18 protein-coding genes are annotated in these 16,593 nt (G+C 63.4%); 10 read left to right on the top strand and 8 right to left on the bottom strand.

Translation table 11 applies throughout. The annotated features are described in order from the left end of the window. The first annotated feature begins 78 nt into the window (after nt 1-78). Nucleotides 79-2,019, top strand: coding sequence for a methyl-accepting chemotaxis protein (locus AC0V2Y_RS15630; RefSeq protein ID WP_475415805.1), 1,941 nt, complete (start codon nt 79-81; stop codon nt 2,017-2,019). Nucleotides 2,020-2,022: 3 nt separating this feature from the next. On the opposite strand, the gene AC0V2Y_RS15625 is transcribed toward AC0V2Y_RS15630, so the two are convergent. After that, complete coding sequence (locus AC0V2Y_RS15625; protein WP_475415806.1) at nt 2,023-2,922, bottom strand: LysR family transcriptional regulator; 900 nt, start codon at nt 2,920-2,922, stop codon at nt 2,023-2,025. Between the two features lie 119 nt (nt 2,923-3,041). Here AC0V2Y_RS15625 and AC0V2Y_RS15620 point away from each other — a divergent pair, with 119 nt between their 5' ends. Beyond that, on the top strand, nt 3,042-3,974 hold the full coding sequence (locus AC0V2Y_RS15620; protein ID WP_475415807.1) for a DMT family transporter: 933 nt from the start codon (nt 3,042-3,044) through the stop codon (nt 3,972-3,974). Between the two features lie 46 nt (nt 3,975-4,020). Here the strand turns inward: AC0V2Y_RS15620 and AC0V2Y_RS15615 are convergent, their stop codons facing one another. Further along, nucleotides 4,021-4,899 carry a serine hydrolase gene (locus tag AC0V2Y_RS15615; protein ID WP_034778183.1) on the bottom strand — a complete coding sequence of 293 codons (879 nt, stop codon included), beginning with the start codon at nt 4,897-4,899 and terminating at the stop codon, nt 4,021-4,023. 416 nt (nt 4,900-5,315) lie between these two features. Here AC0V2Y_RS15615 and AC0V2Y_RS15610 point away from each other — a divergent pair, with 416 nt between their 5' ends. From AC0V2Y_RS15610 to AC0V2Y_RS15600, 3 genes are read left to right on the top strand one after another with little or no spacing between them, the layout of a single operon-like run. Then, entirely contained in the window at nt 5,316-6,566 is a 1,251-nt protein-coding gene (locus AC0V2Y_RS15610) for a sensor histidine kinase (RefSeq protein WP_475415808.1), read from the top strand. Next, nucleotides 6,563-7,312, top strand: a complete 750-nt coding sequence (locus AC0V2Y_RS15605; RefSeq protein WP_475415809.1) for a LytR/AlgR family response regulator transcription factor — start codon at nt 6,563-6,565, stop codon at nt 7,310-7,312. The genes AC0V2Y_RS15610 and AC0V2Y_RS15605 overlap by 4 nt, the downstream gene beginning before the upstream one ends. Before the next feature lie 42 nt (nt 7,313-7,354). After that, complete coding sequence (locus tag AC0V2Y_RS15600; RefSeq protein ID WP_099411546.1) at nt 7,355-7,783, top strand: DsrE family protein; 429 nt, start codon at nt 7,355-7,357, stop codon at nt 7,781-7,783. A 22-nt stretch (nt 7,784-7,805) separates the two neighbouring features. Here AC0V2Y_RS15600 and AC0V2Y_RS15595 read toward each other — a convergent pair whose 3' ends face one another. The 3 genes from AC0V2Y_RS15595 to AC0V2Y_RS15585 all read right to left on the bottom strand — a co-directional run bounded on the left by AC0V2Y_RS15595 (nt 7,806) and on the right by AC0V2Y_RS15585 (nt 10,639). Continuing rightward, nucleotides 7,806-8,024 (bottom strand): TOBE domain-containing protein, encoded by a 219-nt coding sequence (locus AC0V2Y_RS15595; RefSeq protein ID WP_034757699.1) that lies wholly within the window; start codon nt 8,022-8,024, stop codon nt 7,806-7,808. 125 nt (nt 8,025-8,149) lie between these two features. Then, on the bottom strand, nt 8,150-9,328 hold the full coding sequence (locus AC0V2Y_RS15590) for a hypothetical protein (protein WP_475415810.1): 1,179 nt from the start codon (nt 9,326-9,328) through the stop codon (nt 8,150-8,152). Between the two features lie 255 nt (nt 9,329-9,583). Continuing rightward, a complete protein-coding gene (locus AC0V2Y_RS15585; protein ID WP_475415811.1) occupies nt 9,584-10,639 on the bottom strand; it encodes a sulfate ABC transporter substrate-binding protein in 1,056 nt (351 codons plus the stop codon). 301 nt (nt 10,640-10,940) lie between these two features. On the opposite strand from AC0V2Y_RS15585, the gene AC0V2Y_RS15580 reads away from it, so the two are divergent. Continuing rightward, complete coding sequence (locus AC0V2Y_RS15580; RefSeq protein ID WP_070291260.1) at nt 10,941-11,471, top strand: GNAT family N-acetyltransferase; 531 nt, start codon at nt 10,941-10,943, stop codon at nt 11,469-11,471. A gap of 77 nt (nt 11,472-11,548) precedes the next feature. Here AC0V2Y_RS15580 and AC0V2Y_RS15575 read toward each other — a convergent pair whose 3' ends face one another. Next, complete coding sequence (locus AC0V2Y_RS15575; RefSeq protein WP_475415812.1) at nt 11,549-12,361, bottom strand: class II glutamine amidotransferase; 813 nt, start codon at nt 12,359-12,361, stop codon at nt 11,549-11,551. A 233-nt stretch (nt 12,362-12,594) separates the two neighbouring features. Here AC0V2Y_RS15575 and AC0V2Y_RS15570 point away from each other — a divergent pair, with 233 nt between their 5' ends. Both AC0V2Y_RS15570 and AC0V2Y_RS15565 read left to right on the top strand, forming a co-directional pair. Continuing rightward, nucleotides 12,595-13,422: an EAL domain-containing protein gene (locus AC0V2Y_RS15570; RefSeq protein WP_475415813.1), complete on the top strand. Its 828-nt coding sequence runs from the start codon at nt 12,595-12,597 to the stop codon at nt 13,420-13,422. 99 nt (nt 13,423-13,521) lie between these two features. Beyond that, nucleotides 13,522-14,271 carry a YcbK family protein gene (locus AC0V2Y_RS15565; RefSeq protein WP_475415814.1) on the top strand — a complete coding sequence of 250 codons (750 nt, stop codon included), beginning with the start codon at nt 13,522-13,524 and terminating at the stop codon, nt 14,269-14,271. A 6-nt stretch (nt 14,272-14,277) separates the two neighbouring features. Here the strand turns inward: AC0V2Y_RS15565 and AC0V2Y_RS15560 are convergent, their stop codons facing one another. Next, nucleotides 14,278-14,481, bottom strand: coding sequence for a DUF3460 family protein (locus AC0V2Y_RS15560; protein WP_475415815.1), 204 nt, complete (start codon nt 14,479-14,481; stop codon nt 14,278-14,280). Between the two features lie 96 nt (nt 14,482-14,577). Here AC0V2Y_RS15560 and AC0V2Y_RS15555 point away from each other — a divergent pair, with 96 nt between their 5' ends. Then, nucleotides 14,578-15,459 (top strand): LysR family transcriptional regulator, encoded by an 882-nt coding sequence (locus AC0V2Y_RS15555; protein ID WP_475415816.1) that lies wholly within the window; start codon nt 14,578-14,580, stop codon nt 15,457-15,459. Here the strand turns inward: AC0V2Y_RS15555 and AC0V2Y_RS15550 are convergent. Beyond that, the gene (locus tag AC0V2Y_RS15550; protein ID WP_314608180.1) at nt 15,435-15,902 is read right to left on the bottom strand and encodes a PACE efflux transporter; all 468 of its coding nucleotides are present in this window, start codon (nt 15,900-15,902) and stop codon (nt 15,435-15,437) included. The genes AC0V2Y_RS15555 and AC0V2Y_RS15550 overlap by 25 nt on opposite strands. A gap of 193 nt (nt 15,903-16,095) precedes the next feature. Here AC0V2Y_RS15550 and AC0V2Y_RS15545 point away from each other — a divergent pair, with 193 nt between their 5' ends. Next, on the top strand, nt 16,096-16,554 hold the full coding sequence (locus AC0V2Y_RS15545) for a hypothetical protein (protein WP_475415817.1): 459 nt from the start codon (nt 16,096-16,098) through the stop codon (nt 16,552-16,554). Nucleotides 16,555-16,593 lie beyond the last annotated feature (39 nt).

Raw genomic sequence — 16,593 nt, 5'->3', positions numbered from 1 at the left:
TATGTGAGAATGCTTGCGTAGGTGAAGTAGTGCAAAAGCACTGTTTCACGCCAATAAAATCGAAACGAGGAGTCCATCATGTTGTCTTCCCTTCGCACGCGGCTGGTGCTCATTTGCGTGGCCATCGTCGTCCTGTCCATGCTGGCCTTGTCGGCCGCCAATTACGTCACCACGCGCAGCAGCATGCTGGCCTCGTCCGACCAGCAGATGCAGCAGCTGCTGCAAAGCCAGTCGGCCGTGCTGGCGCAATGGGTCGATGGCAAGAAGAAGGTCATGGCCTCCGTCGTCATGTCGGCCGAGACGCCCGATCCGCTGCGTGCCTTCCAGATCGCGGAAAAGGCCGGCGATTTTGCGGAAGTGTTCATCGGCTACGCGGACAAGCGCTCCGTATTTACCCATCCGGGCCGCCCGGCCGATTTCGACCCGACGGCGCGCGCCTGGTACACGGACACCGTCAAGGCGGGCGTGCCGATGCTCACGCCGCCATACGTGGATGCGGCCAGCCACAAGCTGGTGGTGTCGTTTACGGCGCCCGTCGGCCCGAAAGAGGCGCTGCTGGGCGTGGCGGGCGCCGACGTGCTGCTCGATACGGTGATCGCCAACGTGGTGGCGATCAAGCCGACGCCGCACAGCTTTGCCTTCCTGGTCGACCAGAGCGGCACCATCATCGCGCATGCCAACAAGGACCTGAGCCTGCAGCCGGTGGCCAAACTCGACGCGGCGCTGTCGGCCGCGCAGGTGAACCGGCTGGAAAGCACGCGCGCGAGCGAGGCCGTGCGCCTCAATGAGCGCGACGGCAAGCTGTACGTCACGCGCGTGGCGGGCACCGACTGGCTGCTGGCCGTGGTGCTGGACCAGCAGGAAGCCATGCAAGCCTTGCAGACGATGCTGACGACGGCCACCGTCACGGCCGTGCTGCTGGCTGGCGCGGCGGCGGTGCTGCTGTCGCTGCTGGTGTTCAAGATGCTCAAGCGCCTGGAACTGGTGCGCGACGCGCTCGACGACATCGCCTCGGGCGAGGGCGATTTGACGCGCCGCCTCGACGCTTCCGGCGTGGATGAACTGGCGCAGATCGCCGGCGCCTTCAACCGCTTCATCGACAAGATCGCCGCCGTGCTGGTGAAGATCCGCACGGCCAGCGAATCGGTCAAGGTCTCGTCGATGGAAATCGCCGCCGGCAACCAGGACCTGTCGTCGCGCACGGAACAGCAGGCGAGCTCGCTGGAAGAAACGGCCGCCTCGATGGAGGAGCTGACGTCCACCGTCAAGCAGAACGCGGACAATGCGCGCCAGGCCAATCAGATGGCGCAATCGGCGTCCGGCGTGGCCAGCAAGGGCGGGCAAGTGGTGGCGCAGGTGGTCGACACCATGGCTTCGATCAACGATTCATCGAAGAAGATCGTCGACATCATCAGCGTCATCGACGGCATCGCCTTCCAGACGAATATCCTGGCCCTGAATGCGGCCGTGGAAGCGGCGCGCGCCGGAGAACAAGGACGCGGCTTTGCCGTGGTGGCGACGGAAGTGCGCAGCCTGGCGCAACGCTCCGCTGGCGCGGCGAAGGAAATCAAGCTGCTGATCGACGATTCGGTGGGCAAGGTCGACTCGGGCGCGCGCCTGGTCGACGAGGCGGGGGCGACGATGCAGGAAATCGTCGACAGCGTGCGCCGCGTAACCGACATCATGGGCGAAATCACGGCCGCCAGCCAGGAACAAAGCTCGGGCATCGAACAGGTGAACCAGGCGATCGCGCAAATGGACCAGGTGACGCAGCAGAACGCGGCCCTGGTGGAGGAGGCGGCCGCCGCGGCGGAAAGCCTGCAGGACCAGGCCGGCACCCTGGCGCAGGTGGTGGGTGTGTTCAAGCTCGATGACGGGCAAGCGCCGCCGCCGCAGCAGCAGCAGCAGCCAGCCAGGCCCGTGGTGCGCGCGCCCATCGCGCCGCGCATCGCCAGCCGTCCCGCCGCAAAAACGCCCGTCGCCAAGCAGGAGCGCAGCGACGAGTGGGAGACGTTTTAAACTTTAAGTACGCCGGGGCGCCAGGGTCGGCGCCATCTGCTTGGCCACCTCGAAAAAAGCGTTGGTGGCCGGCGTGTTCTGGCGCCGGTCGCGCACGGCCAGGCCCACCTTGCGGCTGACGGGCGGACTCAAGGGCCGGGCCACCAGTTCCGGATATTGTTCCCGCAAGCGCTGCGGCAGGGCCAGTTCGGCGACGATGGAGACGCCGTCGCCGCGGCTGACCATGTCGAGGATGGTGATGACCTGGCTGATGCGGTAGGGGACATTCGGCTGCAGCCCCGCGTTGGCGAACAGGGGTTCGATCAGGCAGGCGCAGCCCGCCTCGGACATGATGAACGGCCCTTCGCACAGCTGCGCCAGGGTGATGGTGGTTTCGCTGGCCAGCGGGTGGCTGCGCGGCACCAGCGCCATCATCTGGTCTTCCACCAGCGGCGCCGTGTCGAAACGCTCGTCGGGCAGCACGACGAAGCCCACATCCACGCGGCGTTCGCGTATCCACTGCACCACTTCATGGTCGGCGCCTTCGTCGATGCGCAGGGCGATGCCCGGATAGCGCAGGCGGAATTGCGCCGTGATGGCCGGCAGCAGGTTCAAGGACGAAGTAGGGCCGAAGGAGCCGATGCGCAGGCTGCCCTGGCGCTGGCCCAGCACGTCGGCTGCTTCCTGGCGCATGGCTTCCGACAGGCCGAGGATTTCGCGCGCGCGCACCAGCAGCTGGCGGCCCACGTCCGTCAGCTCGGCCGACGCCTGGTGGCGCACGATCAGGTCCACGCGCATCTCCTTTTCCAGCGCTTTCAAGGCATGCGAGACGGCCGACTGGCTGATGCCCAGCTGCGCGGCGGCGGCGGAAAAGCCGTGCAGTTCGGCCACCAGGGTAAAGATTTCCAGTTGCGTGAAGGTCATCTGTGGTTTTCCTGCTCTATGAGTATTTGCTCATTATTTCATGAGTTTATATTAGTATTAATATATAAGTGTACAGCATGTACACCACCCGCCGCGCAAGCGGCCTCACAGGAAATCCCATGTCTTCATCCGCCTTGCCCTCTGCCGCCTTGCCTGCCGCGCAATCGCCGCTCGTCTACCTCAAACTGATTTTCGTCGCCCTGTTCTGGGGCGGCACCTTTATCGCGGGCCGCGTGCTGGCGCAGCAGATGCCGCCCATGACGGCCGCCAGCGGGCGCTTCGGCGTGGCCGTGCTGCTGCTGGTCGTGCTGGCATGGAAACTGGAAGGGGGCTTGCCGCGCCTGGACCGCAAGCAACTGGCGACGACGGCGGCGCTGGGCCTGACGGGCATCTTTTTATATAACCTGTGCTTCCTGGCGGCACTGTCGCGCATGCCGGCGGGGCGCACGGCCCTGTTCGTGGCCTTGAACCCCATCGTCACGGCGCTGGCCTCGGCCATGCTGTTCCGCGAGCGGCTGGGATCGTTCAAATGGCTGGGCATCATGCTGGCGTTTTGCGGCACGGCCATCGTCATCACGCGCGGCGACCTGGCCGGCGTGCTGCACGGCACGGGCGGCGGCATCGGCATGGGCGAAGTGTTCATGTTCTGCGGCATTTCCAGCTGGGCCGCCTATACCCTGATCGGCCGCGTCGCGCTGAAGGGACTGAGTCCGATTGCCGCCACCACGTATGCGTCGATGTGGGGCCTGGCCTTTTTGCTGGTGGGGGCGGTGGTGGAGTTTCCCACGGTGCCATGGCACAGCTTCGGCTGGCAAGTGTGGGCCGCCATCGGCTACCTGGGCGTGTTCGGCACGGTGATCGGTTTTGTCTGGTATTACGAGGGCGTGAAGGCGCTGGGATCGTCGCGCACGGCCGTGTTCAACAACCTCGTGCCCGTGTTCGGCATCGTGCTGGCGGCGGCGCTCCTGGGCGAGCCGGTGCTCGCCTCGATGCTGGTGGGCGGGGCGGTGACGATTGCCGGCGTGGTGATGACCAACCGGCAGGGGAAATAGTTATGGGGTCAGACCCGTCGGGTCCGACCCCGGCATTCAGCCGTGCTTAGCGGGCGCGGCGGCGCTTCGATGGCTTGGCCGGCGCCTTCTTGTGCCGGCTGACGGAAGCGCGCATCACTTTCGGCTCTTCGATGCCGTTCTCGGCCGCAAGCATGCGGCGGATGTTGACGGCGTCCATGGCGCGCACGGAATTGGCGCGCGCGTTGAGCAGGATCATGGTGGCGAACTTGCCGGCCGATTTGATGCGCATGATCAGGCAGCGGCCCGCTTCATTCGTGTAGCCCGTCTTCGACAGACCGATATCCCAGCCCTTGGCGCCCACCAGGCGGTTCGTGTTGTGGTATTCCACGTCGCGGCCCTTGATCTGGATGACGTCCTTCGAATCGGTGGTGATGCGGCTGATTTCCGGGTAGCGCGAGGCCGCCACGGCCATCTTGACCAGGTCGGCCGCCGTCGACTGGTTATTCGGCGACAAGCCCGTCGGCTCTTCGATCACGGTCTGGCGCATGCCCAGGGCCTTGATCTTGGCGTTGACGGCCACGGCAAACGCCGTCGGGCCGCCGGGGAAGGTGCGCGCCAGCGAGGCGGCGGCGCGGTTGTCGGACGACATCAGTGCCAGCTGCAGCACGTCGTGGCGGCTCAGGGTGGCGCCCACGGGCACGCGCGAGGTGCTGTGTTTCAGGGTATCGACGTCCTCGCGGTCGATGCTGATCTCTTCCTGCATATTCGCCTTGGAGTCGAGCACGACCATGGCTGTCATGAGTTTGGTCAGCGAGGCGATGGGCACCACCACGTTGGAATTTTTTTCAAGCAAGACTTTGCCTGTGCCGTCTTCGACCACCAGTATCGACTGGGAACCGAAGGGCACGGCGATGGCCGCTGTCGAAAGCGTCATCAGCACCGCGGCGAACATTTTTTTGAGCATGGGATCGTATGTGGAAAAGCAGTTTTGGGGCGCCATCGTGGGCGCTGCGCGCAAATCCGGAACAGGGCCGCGCGGGGACGCGGCATGTGTATCTCGGAGGCAATATTTGCCAAGCTTAAACAATACCATTAAAGATCAAGCGATGTCTACGGTACAAGCCCGCGACAGGCGGCGTTGCGGCCAATTTGGCAAATAAATGGGTCTATTCTTGCCGTAGTGAAAATTGTTGCGCAATTATTGATTTCATCCTGGAAACTTCGTATGATTTCAGCAAGATTGGCAGCCTTGATGCGGCAGGCGCCGCGCTTCGTCGTTCATGCCTACCCCTTCGTGCTTCGTCGCCCCGCGCTAGGCCCCGCAAGCGGGGCGCCGTAGACTGCGTTCATGCCTGCATCACGGACTACGGAGAACGCATCATGTTAAAAAAATATACGGACTGGTACCGCAGCATCGATGAGGAATCGCTGCGGGTGCTGAAACACCCCGAAATGGCGACGCAGGTGCAGGGACGGGTGCGCCGCTACGTCGCCATGAAGCTGGTCAAGCTGACGCCGATCGAGCGCCAGCAATTGCACGATTTCCTGCTCAAGTACCGTGGCGCCGGTTTTTACATCGCCGCGTTCAAGCTGATGCTGCTGTTCAGCGCCATCGGCGTCGTCCTGCACCTGCTGCTGCCGGCCAGGTTCGAACTGCTCAAGGCCCTGGTCTTCAGCAACGGCCTGGGTTTTGCGCTGGCGTGGGGCCTGGTGGGCGTCTGGTTCAATTACCGCAGTTCCGTGCGTTACAAGTTCAAGAAACTCCTGCTGATCGTCTCGACCTGCGCGGCTGGGGTGGCGGCCGGCGTGCTGCTGGCCGGCTTGAGCGATACCGGTTCCATGGCCATGGCTTTCGAGCGCTTGCTGCGCGTGGGCGGCGTTGCCCTGCTGGTGGCCGGTTTGTTCTACATGGTGCCGCTGGCGATCGTGACCACCTGGCGCAACCGCCAGTACGAAGCGCTGACCCTGCAGTTGCAGCAGGATGCCGAGCGCGACCGCCTGGCGCGCGAACTGAGCGAATCGCAGCTGCGCCTGCTGCGCGCGCAGATCGAGCCGCATTTCCTGTTCAATACCCTGGGCGCCGTGCAGCAGCTGGCCGAGCAGGGTGCGCCCAGGGCAGCGGCGCTGACGGCCGACCTGATCGCCTTCCTGCGCGCCAGCCTGGCGGAGATGCGCAGCGAGCAAGTGTCCTTGCAAAGCGAGTTCGACATGGTGGCCGCCTACCTGCGCGTGATGCAGGCGCGCATGGGCTCGCGCCTGCGCTGCGCGCTGGACTTGCCGGCCGAGCTGGCGCACGCGACGATACCGAGCATGATCTTGCTGACCCTGGCGGAAAATGCCATCAAGCATGGTATTGAACCATCGTTGCGCGGCGGCGAGATCAGCCTGTCGGCGCTGCGGGTGGACGGCATGCTGCGCCTGCGCGTGCGGGACACGGGCATGGGCTTGCCGGAAAGCGGCGAGGGCAGCGTGCCCGGAGGCGGCCTGGGCCTGGAAAACGTGCGCAGCCGGCTGTTGCTGTCCGCTCCCTCCGCCAGCTTGAGCCTGCGCAACGGCGAAGAGGGCGGCGTGATCGCTGACATAGTGTTGCCCATCAAAATTGCATCCAGCCTGAAAGAAGCCACCGCATGAATCCCACCATCCTGATCGCCGAAGACGAACCCCTGATGCGCGAGCGCCTGCAAATGCTGCTGGCGCAAGCCTGGCCCGAGGCACAGGTCGTGCTGGTGGCGGAAAACGGCAACGATGCCTGGGACGGTTTCCTCGAACATGAGCCGGACGTGGTCTTCCTCGACATCCGCATGCCGGGCCTGTCGGGTCTGGAAGTGGCCGAGCGCATCGGCAAGCGGGCCCACGTGGTGTTCGTCACGGCCTACGACCAGTACGCCGTCGACGCGTTCGACGCGGGCGCCGTCGATTACCTGCTGAAACCCGTGCAGGCCGAGCGGCTGCAGCGGGCGCTGGCCCGCCTGCGCGACAAGCTGGGCGCCCAGCCGGCCGACATGGCCCATTTGCTGCAGTCGCTGCGCGCCGCCTTGCCGGCGCCGCCGCGCGACAAGCTGAAATGGATCAGGGCCAGCGTGGGCAGGCAGATCCGCCTGATCGACATCGACGACGTGCTGTTCTTCCAGGCCGACACCAAGTACACGCGCGTGGTGCTGGCCGGCTCAGAAGCGCTGGTGCGCACGCCGCTGAAGGATTTATTGGGCGGCCTTGATCCGGAACAGTTCTGGCAAATCCACCGCGGCACCATGGTCAACGTGAAAGCCATCGAGGCGGCCGAACGCATCGACGCCGAGCGCATGCAGGTGCTGGTGCGGGGCAGCACGGAAAAGCTGCCCGTCAGCCGCACGTTTACCTATTTGTTCAGGGATTGATATGATGCCAATGTTTTTAATCTGACACTGAATGGACATCTCATGACAATCTTGCGCCGCTGGTTCACCGCCATCCTCCTCGCCTTGCTCTCCTGCACCGCCGCCACGGCCGCGCAGAAGGAGGAAAAGGTGGTGTACCACGTCAATGACGCCAGCAATGCCACGGCTGCGCTGAAAAATATCCGCAACCACCTCGACGCCAGCCCCAAAGCCACCATCGTGCTCGTCGCGCACGGCCCCGGCATCGATTTCCTGCTCGACGGCGCCACCGACAAGAACGGCACGCCGTATGACGCGGTGGTGCGCGAGCTGGTCCAGCGGGGCGTGAGCTTTCGCGTCTGTAATAACACCTTGCAAGGACGCAACATCGACCGCCAGCGCGTGCTGCCCGAAGCCGTCATCGTGCCCTCGGGCGTGGCCGAGCTGAGCCGCTTGCAGTGGCAGGAAGGCTATGCGTATATCAAGCCCTGAAGTCAGTGGGGGCGGGCAACGCTTACTGGATCTTGGCGATCGACACTTCCGTCGACTTGACCAGCGCGATGACCTCGCTGCCCACTTTCAGGTCCAGGTCCTTGATCGAGCGCGAGGTGATCACCGAAGTGACGATGCCGTGCGGCGTTTCCACGTCCACTTCGGACACCACGGGCCCAAAGATGATTTCCTTGATCTTGCCGCGAAACTGGTTGCGTACATTCACTTCCGAGATAGCCATGATGTTTCCTTTGTGCCCGTTATACGCCGTATGGCGCGACAGGGCCAGAGTACGGCGCGCGCACGCTTTTGACCACGAATCGATGCGCATATCGATATGCGAAAGTGTTCCAATGCACGCTGTTTTTATTGTGTCATCATCAATGTTTGTTGATCCGGGTTCGCCAGGTTTTTTTTGATGGCGGCCTCGAATACCTTTGTGCACAGCGCAGTCATGGCCTGAAATGGCGCGTCGCTGCGCTCCGGCTGCTGTTCTCGTATGGCACTCATGAAATTGATGCAGTTGTCGGTCATGTGACCCTTCTCCAGCACGGCTTTCACGATCTCGACGCTGGCCCTGGCCAGATGGCGCGCCGTGGCGGGCGACACATTGCTGCGGCCTCGGCCGCCGCTGAACTGTGCCGTTCCCGCTGCCGATGCGCTGCTGTCGGCCAATGCCGCGTCGAGTTTTTTCTCCAGGGTATCTCTTTCGCTTTCGGCCTTGTCGACGGCCTGCTGGGCGGCGGCCAGGCGCGCGTCGAGTTGGGCCAATTTCAGCTGTGCGGAACTCGCCGTATCCTGCAGGGCCTTGATTTCAGCGGCGGTTTTTTTGGGTTCTGTCTTGGCTGCTTCCTGCAGCGCCTGTTGTGCCTGCTCGCTTGCGCTGGCTTGGGCAATGCGCGCATCGCGGACATCATCGAGGTCAGCTTCGCGTTCTGCGAGTCGTTCCTCCGCCTTGTCAAGCTGGGCCTGGGTTGCAAGGACGCCAGCCGATGCGGCGGACTGGCCTTGCCCCGTCAATGCTGCCTGGCGCGCCACGACGGCGCCCGTCAGCTGTTCGATGGCGAGCACGCCCATCGTCAGGTCTTGCGAGCGTTCCATCAGCAGCATGGTGTCGGCAGGATTGATCGACTTGTTTTGCGCGTATTCGCAGATACGGAACAGATGTTCGCGCATCAGGGTGATCGACTGGGAATGCAAGCCGACGCTGGCGGCATTGGCGCTCAGGGCCGTTGAAATGGACGCGGCGTTCTGACCACTGTTCACGCCGGCGCCAGCCGACGAGATATAGGCTTGCAGGGCGTCTGGCGTCGGCTCCGCGCAAGTGTGCCCTTGAGCGTTTGAGTAGACCAGGCGCTGAGGGGCGTCCAGGTGGATGGCTTTTCCATGTAGAGGCAGTTCCGTCGTGCGGTTGATGGTATGCAAATTGGCGCAGGCCGAGAGCGACAGCAGGATGGCGCTGCCCACGGCCAGGCGCCGGAAGGCATGGGGAATGTGAGTCGGCACGGGAATCGACACGGTATGGGCGGAAGCGGTGGCAGGCATGATATGGCTCCTTGAACGTGGGTGGGTAGCAATCACCGGCTGGCGGCCGCACTGGATGCCGCCGCACTTGCTGCCATGATGCTGGCCTTGACGCGCATGCGCATCCTTCATCTGAAGGAGGTAGCGTGGTTAGGCGGGGAAAGAAGGCAAGAAGGCACGCATATGCTCATCGCTGCGTTTTGCCGGGCGGCTGCTGATGGGGAAGGCCATAAAAAAACCGGGACAAGTCCCGGTTTCTCGTTGATGCAGATCAGATTACTTCTGATAGATCTTGTCGAACTCGCCGCCATCGTCAAAGTGTTTCTTTTGTGCCTGTTTCCAGCCGCCAAACACGTCATCGATGGTGAACAGGGTGATCGGCTTGAAGCTGGCCGCGTATTTCTTCGCGACCGCGGCCGAACGGGGGCGCAGGTAGTGCTTGGCGACCAGTTCCTGACCCGCTTCCGAGTACAGGTATTGCAGGTAGGCCGTGGCTTCCTTGCGGATGCCGCGGCGGTCGACCACCTTGTCGACGACGGCCACGGGCGACTCGGCCAGGATGGAGATGCTTGGATACACCACTTCGAAGTTGTCGCCGAATTCGGCGCGCACCAGCTGCACTTCATTTTCAAACGTCACCAGCACGTCGCCGATTTCGCGCTGCGTGAAGGTGGTGGTGGCGCCGCGGCCGCCGCCGTCGAGCACGGGCACGTTCTTGAACAGCTTGGTCACCAGATCGCGCGCCTGCGCTTCGCTGCCGCCTTTTTTCACGGCATAGCCCCACGCCGCCAGGTAGGTGTAGCGGCCGTTGCCCGAGGTTTTCGGGTTCGGCACGATGACCTTGATGCCGGGCTTGGCCAGATCGTCCCAATCCTTGATGTGTTTCGGGTTGCCTTTGCGCACCAGATATACCATGGTGGAATAGAACGGCGCCGCATTGTTCGGGAATTTCCTGGCCCAGTCGGCCACCACGAGGCCGCGGTCAACGAGGATATCGATGTCATTGGCCTGATTCATGGTCACGACGGACGCTTCCAGGCCGTCGGCCACGGAGCGCGCCTGCTTGCTCGAACCGCCGTGCGACTGCTTGATGGTGATGGTTTCGCCCGTTTTGGCTTTCCAATCAGCAATAAACGCGGGATTCACATCCTTGAACAGTTCGCGCATCACGTCGTACGAGGCGTTCAGCAAGACCACGGGTTCGGCGGCGGACACGCTCATGGGCAGGCTCATGGCGGCAGCGGACGCGGCCAGGGCGCTGGCCAGGAACCAGCGGCGCGAGCGTTGGGTGAGTGTCGCTGCGGCAGTCGATACGGCGTTGGAATGGGGCATGTTGAACTCTTGTTGTGAGAATAGACAGTCATAGTCTAAAATTCCGGCCGGAAAAGAAACGAATTTTTCGTAATATGCTTAGATCCGATTCCCGTTTGCGCTAAAAAACAGATATCGTTTTTTGGAAACATTCGTGGGCAAGGCGCGCATCAGCACTTAGTCTGCAGGCATGGCGCCATAGGCAAAACCGGCGCGTGGCGCGCGGCAAAAAACCCGATTGCGCCGCTTGGTGTATAGTCGAATCGCACGATACAGGGGTAAAGCCGCCTGCATCGGCAACTGGAATATTTTGTGAGCGTACATGAGTCTTGAAATTCGTATTGCAACATCGACCGACGCTTTCGAGGCGTGCAACGTATTACGACGCTCCATCGTCGAATGCTGCAGCCTCGATCATCGGGACGATCCGGCCATCCTGGAAGCCTGGCTGGGCAATAAAACACCGCAGATGGTGGCGTGCTGGTTCGCGTCGCCCACCAATTTTTCGCTGGTCGCAGTCGAGCAGGGTGCCGTCGTCGGCGTCGGCTTGCTGACGCGCGCCGGCAAGCTGGCCCTGTGCTATCTGCTGCCCGAAGCGCAAGGCCGCGGCGCCGGCAAGGCGTTGGTGGAGCAGCTGGAAGCGCAGGCGCGCGAGTGGGGCATCAAGGCCCTGCAACTGCACAGCACGGCCAGCAGCCAGGCCTTTTTCGTCAAGCAGGGCTATATCGAGGCGGGCAATGTGCGTTCGCCGTATGGCGTGGAAACGATTTTTTGCTGGAAACAGATTGACCCCGCAGGCATCGCCAGCGGCGACCCCAAGCGCAAGCGCTTCTGCAACTGCAATTCGGCCTGACGGCCCGCCAGCATTTCAGCCCGCCCATCCGGCGGCGGGCCTTTCCCTCCATTTGAATATTTCCCTTTAGTTTCCCTTCAGTAGCTGATCTGGATATACACGCCTTGCGGCGCGGCATCGTTTGCCGGCAGCAAGGTGCCGCCGGCAAACAGTTTCAGTTCGCCGGGCGCGAACGCCAGCCAGTCTTCGTCCTGCGTCAGCGGATGCGTGGCGATGACGGCGATGCGGTCGTCCAGGTGGTTGTGCTGGCGAAAATCGATGCTGCGCTCGCAATCGATCAGGTGCGCCACGGAAAACGGGTATTCGCGGATCACGTAGTGCAGATGCGTGGAACAGTGGGCAAACAGCAGCTCGCCGTCCGACAGGATGAAATTGAAGCTGCCGTGCGCGGCAATCTCGCGCGCCACCTCGGCGATGGCGGCGCGCAAGTCGGCGCGCGCGGGTTCACCGGCGGGAAACCGCGTGCGCAGACGGGCCAGCAGGTGGCAGAACGCCTGTTCGCTGTCCGTGTCGCCGCTGGCCTGGTAGTGGGCATTGACGGGCGCGCGCCACGTCTTGAGGTCGCCGTTGTGGGCGAAGGACCAGGTCTTGCCCCACAGCTCGCGGGCGAACGGGTGGGTGTTTTCCGGCGCGATGCGGCCCTGCGTGGCCTTGCGGATGTGCGCGACGATGTTCTTCGCTTTCACGGGATGCCGCTGCACCGTGGCGGCCAGCGGGGAATCGATGGCGGCCAGATGATCCGTCAGCAAGGTGCAGCCGCTACTGGAATGATAGGCGATGCCCCAGCCGTCGCGGTGCTCGTCCGTGCGGCCGCCCCGCTCGGCAAAGCCGGCAAAGGAAAATCCCAGCGCGGCCGGCTTGCTGCTGTTCATTGCGAGTAACTGGCACATGGTGGCCCTTCCTGATGGTATCGGTACACGCCCACAGTAAAGGCCGGGGCAGGCCGCTGGAACGAATGTTTCCGACTATCGTTATGCGCTGGCCGTGGCATCCCTTATGTGCTGGACGCATATCAAATGGCGAAACCATTCGTTCTCCTTTGGTTCGCCTTGCCTTAGTCTGCACGCTTTGGCGCCGCTTTTCCCGCGAGGACAGCCTGGCGCAGCCTTACGAAGGAGCACGTATGCCATTTCCCGTCCTGAAAAACTACCTGGCCCGCCTGTCGCACCAAACCCAGGCCGGCACCAGCGTCTGGCTCGACGGGGAGGGCAGGGCGCTGGGGCGCTTTTTCAATTGCACCATGACCAGCGCCTTCCAGCCGCTGCGCGAACTCGACAGCGGCAAGCTGGTGGCGTTCGAGGGGCTGGCGCGCAGCGTGTCGAAGGCGGACGAGGGCTTGTCGCTGTGGCGCTTGCTGGACCACGCGGCCAGCGACGACGAATCGGTGGAGCTGGACCGGCTGTGCCGCATGCTGCACGCCATTAATTTCTTCCGCCAGGGCGAAGCGGAGCAGTCGGACCTGTACCTGAACGTGCATGACCGCTTGCTCAGCGCCGTCAGCAGCAATCATGGCCACGCCTTCCAGCGCATCCTCGACGCGCTGGGCTTGCCCATCGAGCGCATCGTGCTGCAATTGCCGACGGTCACGCCGAATCAGGGCTGGCTGCTCAACTACGTGGCCGACAATTACCGGCGCAACGGTTTCCGCCTGGCCATCAACGTGGCCAGCGTGCAGGAGGCGGCGGGCATGCTGGAACGTTTGCACCCGCACGCGTTCAAGCTCGACGCGGGTAACCTCAGCGACGAGCAGGCCGTCGCGAGCTTCGTCAGCGTGTGCCATGCGGCGAAGATCCGCGTCATCTTCAAGCGCCTCGACACGCCGGCCGCGCTGGCCGCGCTGCAGCGCATCGCCGCCATCACGGGCTTGCCCATCGTGGCCCAGGGATATTTATTGGACAAGCCCCTGACGGCGCTGGCGCAGGCAAATCGGGACGTTGCCGCCACTGCCTAGGGCGCCGGAAGTCGAAATGAGGGCGGCACGATAGGCATTGAGGGTTTTTCTTCGCAGCACAATACGCTATAGTATTCCCATCGTTACATTGGACTGACTATGGCATCGCGCAGAAATTTTCTACACCACGGTATGGGCCTGGCCGCGCTGGGCCTGGTAGCTACCCCTCTCATCGGCTGCGCCTCGCGCACGGCCGCTCCCGCCGCGGCTTCGGCCAGCGCCAAGCCGCGCGCGCCGCGCACGGGCGTGCTGCCCCAGCCGACGCAGCTGGCCAGCGTCGACCGCTCGATCACCGCGCAGTCGCGCCAGGCGATCACGGAACTGGAACCGCCACCCGACATCTTCGATGCGCAGGCGCTGGACCTGGAATTCTGGCTCAAGCCCCGCACCCTGGAAGTGGTGCGCCCGGCCAGCAATGAAAAGGCGAAATTGCTGTACTGGAAAGATGGCGAAGTCATCGATTCGGCCTACCAGGAACTGTGCCACCTGCTGCGCGACGTGAACGGCAAGAAGACGGCGCCCATCGACCCGAAACTGCTGGAAACCCTGTGGGGCACGCAAGCGTTCGTGGCCCGCTACGGCATCGAGCAGCCGCTGGAGATCCTGTCGGGCTACCGCACGGCCGAATCGAATGGCAAGCTGCGCGAAGCGGGCGTGCCGGCCGCGCGCCAGTCGCTGCACATCTCGGGCCGCGCCGCCGATATCCGCGTGGCGAATCTGAACGCGGAAGTGCTCGGTTCGCTGGTGCGCAGCTTCAAGCAGGGCGGCGTGGGCTTCTATTACCGCTCGGGACCCCGTGGCGGCTGGATCCATGCGGATACGGGATTGCAGCGCGTCTGGAAAGGCTAAGGCTTTCTAATCGTAGTGATACGGCGGCTCCGGCACGCTATCGGTGCTGGTGCGCCGCCATTCATCGAAATTCACGGGGCGTTCCCAGTAAATGCGCCAGCCCAGGCGCTGGCTGGTTTGCGCTTCGGGATGCTCGCGCAGATAGCCGTCGATAAAGCGGGTAAACTCCGAGACATAGCCGCCGCGGCGGTAGGGAAGTGGACGAGTCATGGCCCCTCCTGCTATCGAGATTTCTGCCATTCTATCGCCGGCGGCAGGAACGCGTCGCCCGTTTCCAGCTTCCCACGCTTCCCATTTCCCCTTCCCATGAAACTGTCCAGCCATAACATCGAACTGTTCCTGGCCGTCGTCGACGGCGGCTCGTTCTCGGCCGCCGCGCGCGCCTTGCGCCGGGCGCCGTCGGCCGTCAGCATGGCGATGGCCAATATCGAGGCGGAACTGGGCATCGCCCTGTTCGACCGGGGCGCGCGCGAAGCCGTGCCCACGCCGGCCGCGATGGCGCTGCTGCCCCACGCGCGCCTGATCGCCGAGCAGCTGAAGCAGTTGCACCTGCACGTGCAGGAATTGTCGCAGGGGCTGGAAAGCCGCATTTCGCTGGGTGTCGCGGCCGAACTCGACCATGCGCCTTTTCTCGCTGCCGTGCGCGCGCTGTCGCAGCGCCATCCGCTGCTCGACATCGAGGTGCTGACGGCGCCGCAGGACGATGTGCTCGACATGCTGCACCGGGGCCGCATCAGCGCCTGCATGGCCTTTGCCGGCGGGCGCATTAATCACGAGGAACAGTTCCAGCTGGTGGGCAGCGATGCCTTGCTGGCGATTATCTCCACCCAGCATCCGCCCGACGCGGCGGGCCGGCCCCTGTATATCGAGGAATTGGTGAATTTGCGCCAGATCATCGTCGCCAGCCGGGAACTCGACCTGGCCGATGCGCGCCCCGTGGTGGGGCTGTCCTACTGGCGCACGGACAGCTTGCCGATGGCGCTGGCGATGGTGGAAGCGGGGCTGGGCTGGGGCAACTTCGCCGCCTCGGCCATCCAGGACTCGCTGGCGGCGGGGCGCGTGCGCCGCGTGGCGTTCAAGAATACGGGTAATGGCCTGGTCGTGCCCATCCACCTGGTGTGGATGAAGGACCGGCCGCTGGGCATGGCGGCGCGGTCCTTTCTTCAGTTGCTCAGCGAAGCGGCCTGAACGTCGCTGGGCTCTTCCTTCGGCTGCTGCGCCGACAGGGGCACGCCGAACAGGCCGTCGAAGAAGTAGTTGAAGATGAAGCTGTAGCAGGGGATGATCAGCATCAGCGCGAAGTCCAGCACGAAGGCTTGCCACAGGCTGATATCGAGCCACCAGGCGATCAGCGGGATCAGGTAGATGACGAGCGTGATCTGGAAGCCGATCGCATGCAGGATGCGGCGCCAGACGGTGCGCGTGCGCGATACTTGCCGGATTTCCCAGTATTCGAACGCCGTGTTGTAGAGCAGGTTCCAGATCACGGCGATGGTGGTGATCATGATGGCCAGCGGGCCCGTGCTGGTGGGCGACTCGCCCGAAAGCAGGGTCAGCCAGGCCGTGGAAATGGCCATGCCAATGATTTCAAAGGCGGTGACGTAGACGATTTTGCGTTTGATGCCTTGCATGTAAAGCCTGTAAAGAAGAGATGGCGCGTATTTTAAGTCAGTCATGCTGATGTTAAAAGTTAATAGCTATCAGTTTTTCTGATGTGTTGATGCGCGTAATCGCATATTGCCTGCGAACGAGGGATAATGGCGTCTGGCGGGCCAACGCTCCCGCGCATCACCGCAGAACATCACCGCAGAAAAGGTCACGAGCATGCAAGGCGCAGCAGACAGCAACATCCCCGATATCCCCGATATCCCCGCCGGCGCGGACGAACGTCCCCGTTTCCGCCCCCGTCCGTGGGAGCACCTGGAGACGCCGTACGACGTGGAAGTGTGGATCGAGGAACATAACCGCAGCATGCAGGACAATATCCGCGCCACGGAAACGGGCGTGGGCATCTGCTTTACCCTGGCCGAGGGGGGCGACATCTATATGCAGACGAGCGCCGACGGCGCCGTCGTGCTCGACGTGACGCCGGACGCGGCCTGGGTGTCTCCCCTGATCAGCGCGGCCACGGGTTGCGAGACGCCCGCTTCGTCCTTGTGGATATTGCCTGACGATAAGCTGATCCAGCTGATCGTGGGACTGTCCAGCCTGGTGGCCAGCACCTTGCTGGTGGTCGGCCATGATTTCGGCTTGCGCCGGCGCGGTATGGGGCAGGGCCGCTGACCGGCTTTGTTGCGGAAACGTTATCCGCGGCAGGCATGG

Source organism: Janthinobacterium sp. BHSEK, assembly GCF_056174685.1.
This window is presented reverse-complemented; position numbering and strand designations above follow the sequence as displayed.

Bases quoted from the DNA above. Each gene is read 5' to 3' on its own strand.
- AC0V2Y_RS15585 (WP_475415811.1), bottom strand. From the start codon at position 10,639: ATGCCCCATTCCAACGCCGTATCGACTGCCGCAGCGACACTCACCCAA.
- AC0V2Y_RS15590 (WP_475415810.1), bottom strand. From the start codon at position 9,328: ATGCCTGCCACCGCTTCCGCCCATACCGTGTCGATTCCCGTGCCGACT.
- AC0V2Y_RS15605 (WP_475415809.1), top strand. From the start codon at position 6,563: ATGAATCCCACCATCCTGATCGCCGAAGACGAACCCCTGATGCGCGAG.
- AC0V2Y_RS15615 (WP_034778183.1), bottom strand. From the start codon at position 4,899: ATGCTCAAAAAAATGTTCGCCGCGGTGCTGATGACGCTTTCGACAGCG.
- AC0V2Y_RS15630 (WP_475415805.1), top strand. From the start codon at position 79: ATGTTGTCTTCCCTTCGCACGCGGCTGGTGCTCATTTGCGTGGCCATC.
- AC0V2Y_RS15600 (WP_099411546.1), top strand. From the start codon at position 7,355: ATGACAATCTTGCGCCGCTGGTTCACCGCCATCCTCCTCGCCTTGCTC.
- AC0V2Y_RS15550 (WP_314608180.1), bottom strand. From the start codon at position 15,902: ATGCAAGGCATCAAACGCAAAATCGTCTACGTCACCGCCTTTGAAATC.
- AC0V2Y_RS15610 (WP_475415808.1), top strand. From the start codon at position 5,316: ATGTTAAAAAAATATACGGACTGGTACCGCAGCATCGATGAGGAATCG.
- AC0V2Y_RS15570 (WP_475415813.1), top strand. From the start codon at position 12,595: ATGCCATTTCCCGTCCTGAAAAACTACCTGGCCCGCCTGTCGCACCAA.
- AC0V2Y_RS15595 (WP_034757699.1), bottom strand. From the start codon at position 8,024: ATGGCTATCTCGGAAGTGAATGTACGCAACCAGTTTCGCGGCAAGATC.
- AC0V2Y_RS15575 (WP_475415812.1), bottom strand. From the start codon at position 12,361: ATGTGCCAGTTACTCGCAATGAACAGCAGCAAGCCGGCCGCGCTGGGA.
- AC0V2Y_RS15565 (WP_475415814.1), top strand. From the start codon at position 13,522: ATGGCATCGCGCAGAAATTTTCTACACCACGGTATGGGCCTGGCCGCG.
- AC0V2Y_RS15580 (WP_070291260.1), top strand. From the start codon at position 10,941: ATGAGTCTTGAAATTCGTATTGCAACATCGACCGACGCTTTCGAGGCG.
- AC0V2Y_RS15625 (WP_475415806.1), bottom strand. From the start codon at position 2,922: ATGACCTTCACGCAACTGGAAATCTTTACCCTGGTGGCCGAACTGCAC.
- AC0V2Y_RS15555 (WP_475415816.1), top strand. From the start codon at position 14,578: ATGAAACTGTCCAGCCATAACATCGAACTGTTCCTGGCCGTCGTCGAC.
- AC0V2Y_RS15560 (WP_475415815.1), bottom strand. From the start codon at position 14,481: ATGACTCGTCCACTTCCCTACCGCCGCGGCGGCTATGTCTCGGAGTTT.
- AC0V2Y_RS15545 (WP_475415817.1), top strand. From the start codon at position 16,096: ATGCAAGGCGCAGCAGACAGCAACATCCCCGATATCCCCGATATCCCC.
- AC0V2Y_RS15620 (WP_475415807.1), top strand. From the start codon at position 3,042: ATGTCTTCATCCGCCTTGCCCTCTGCCGCCTTGCCTGCCGCGCAATCG.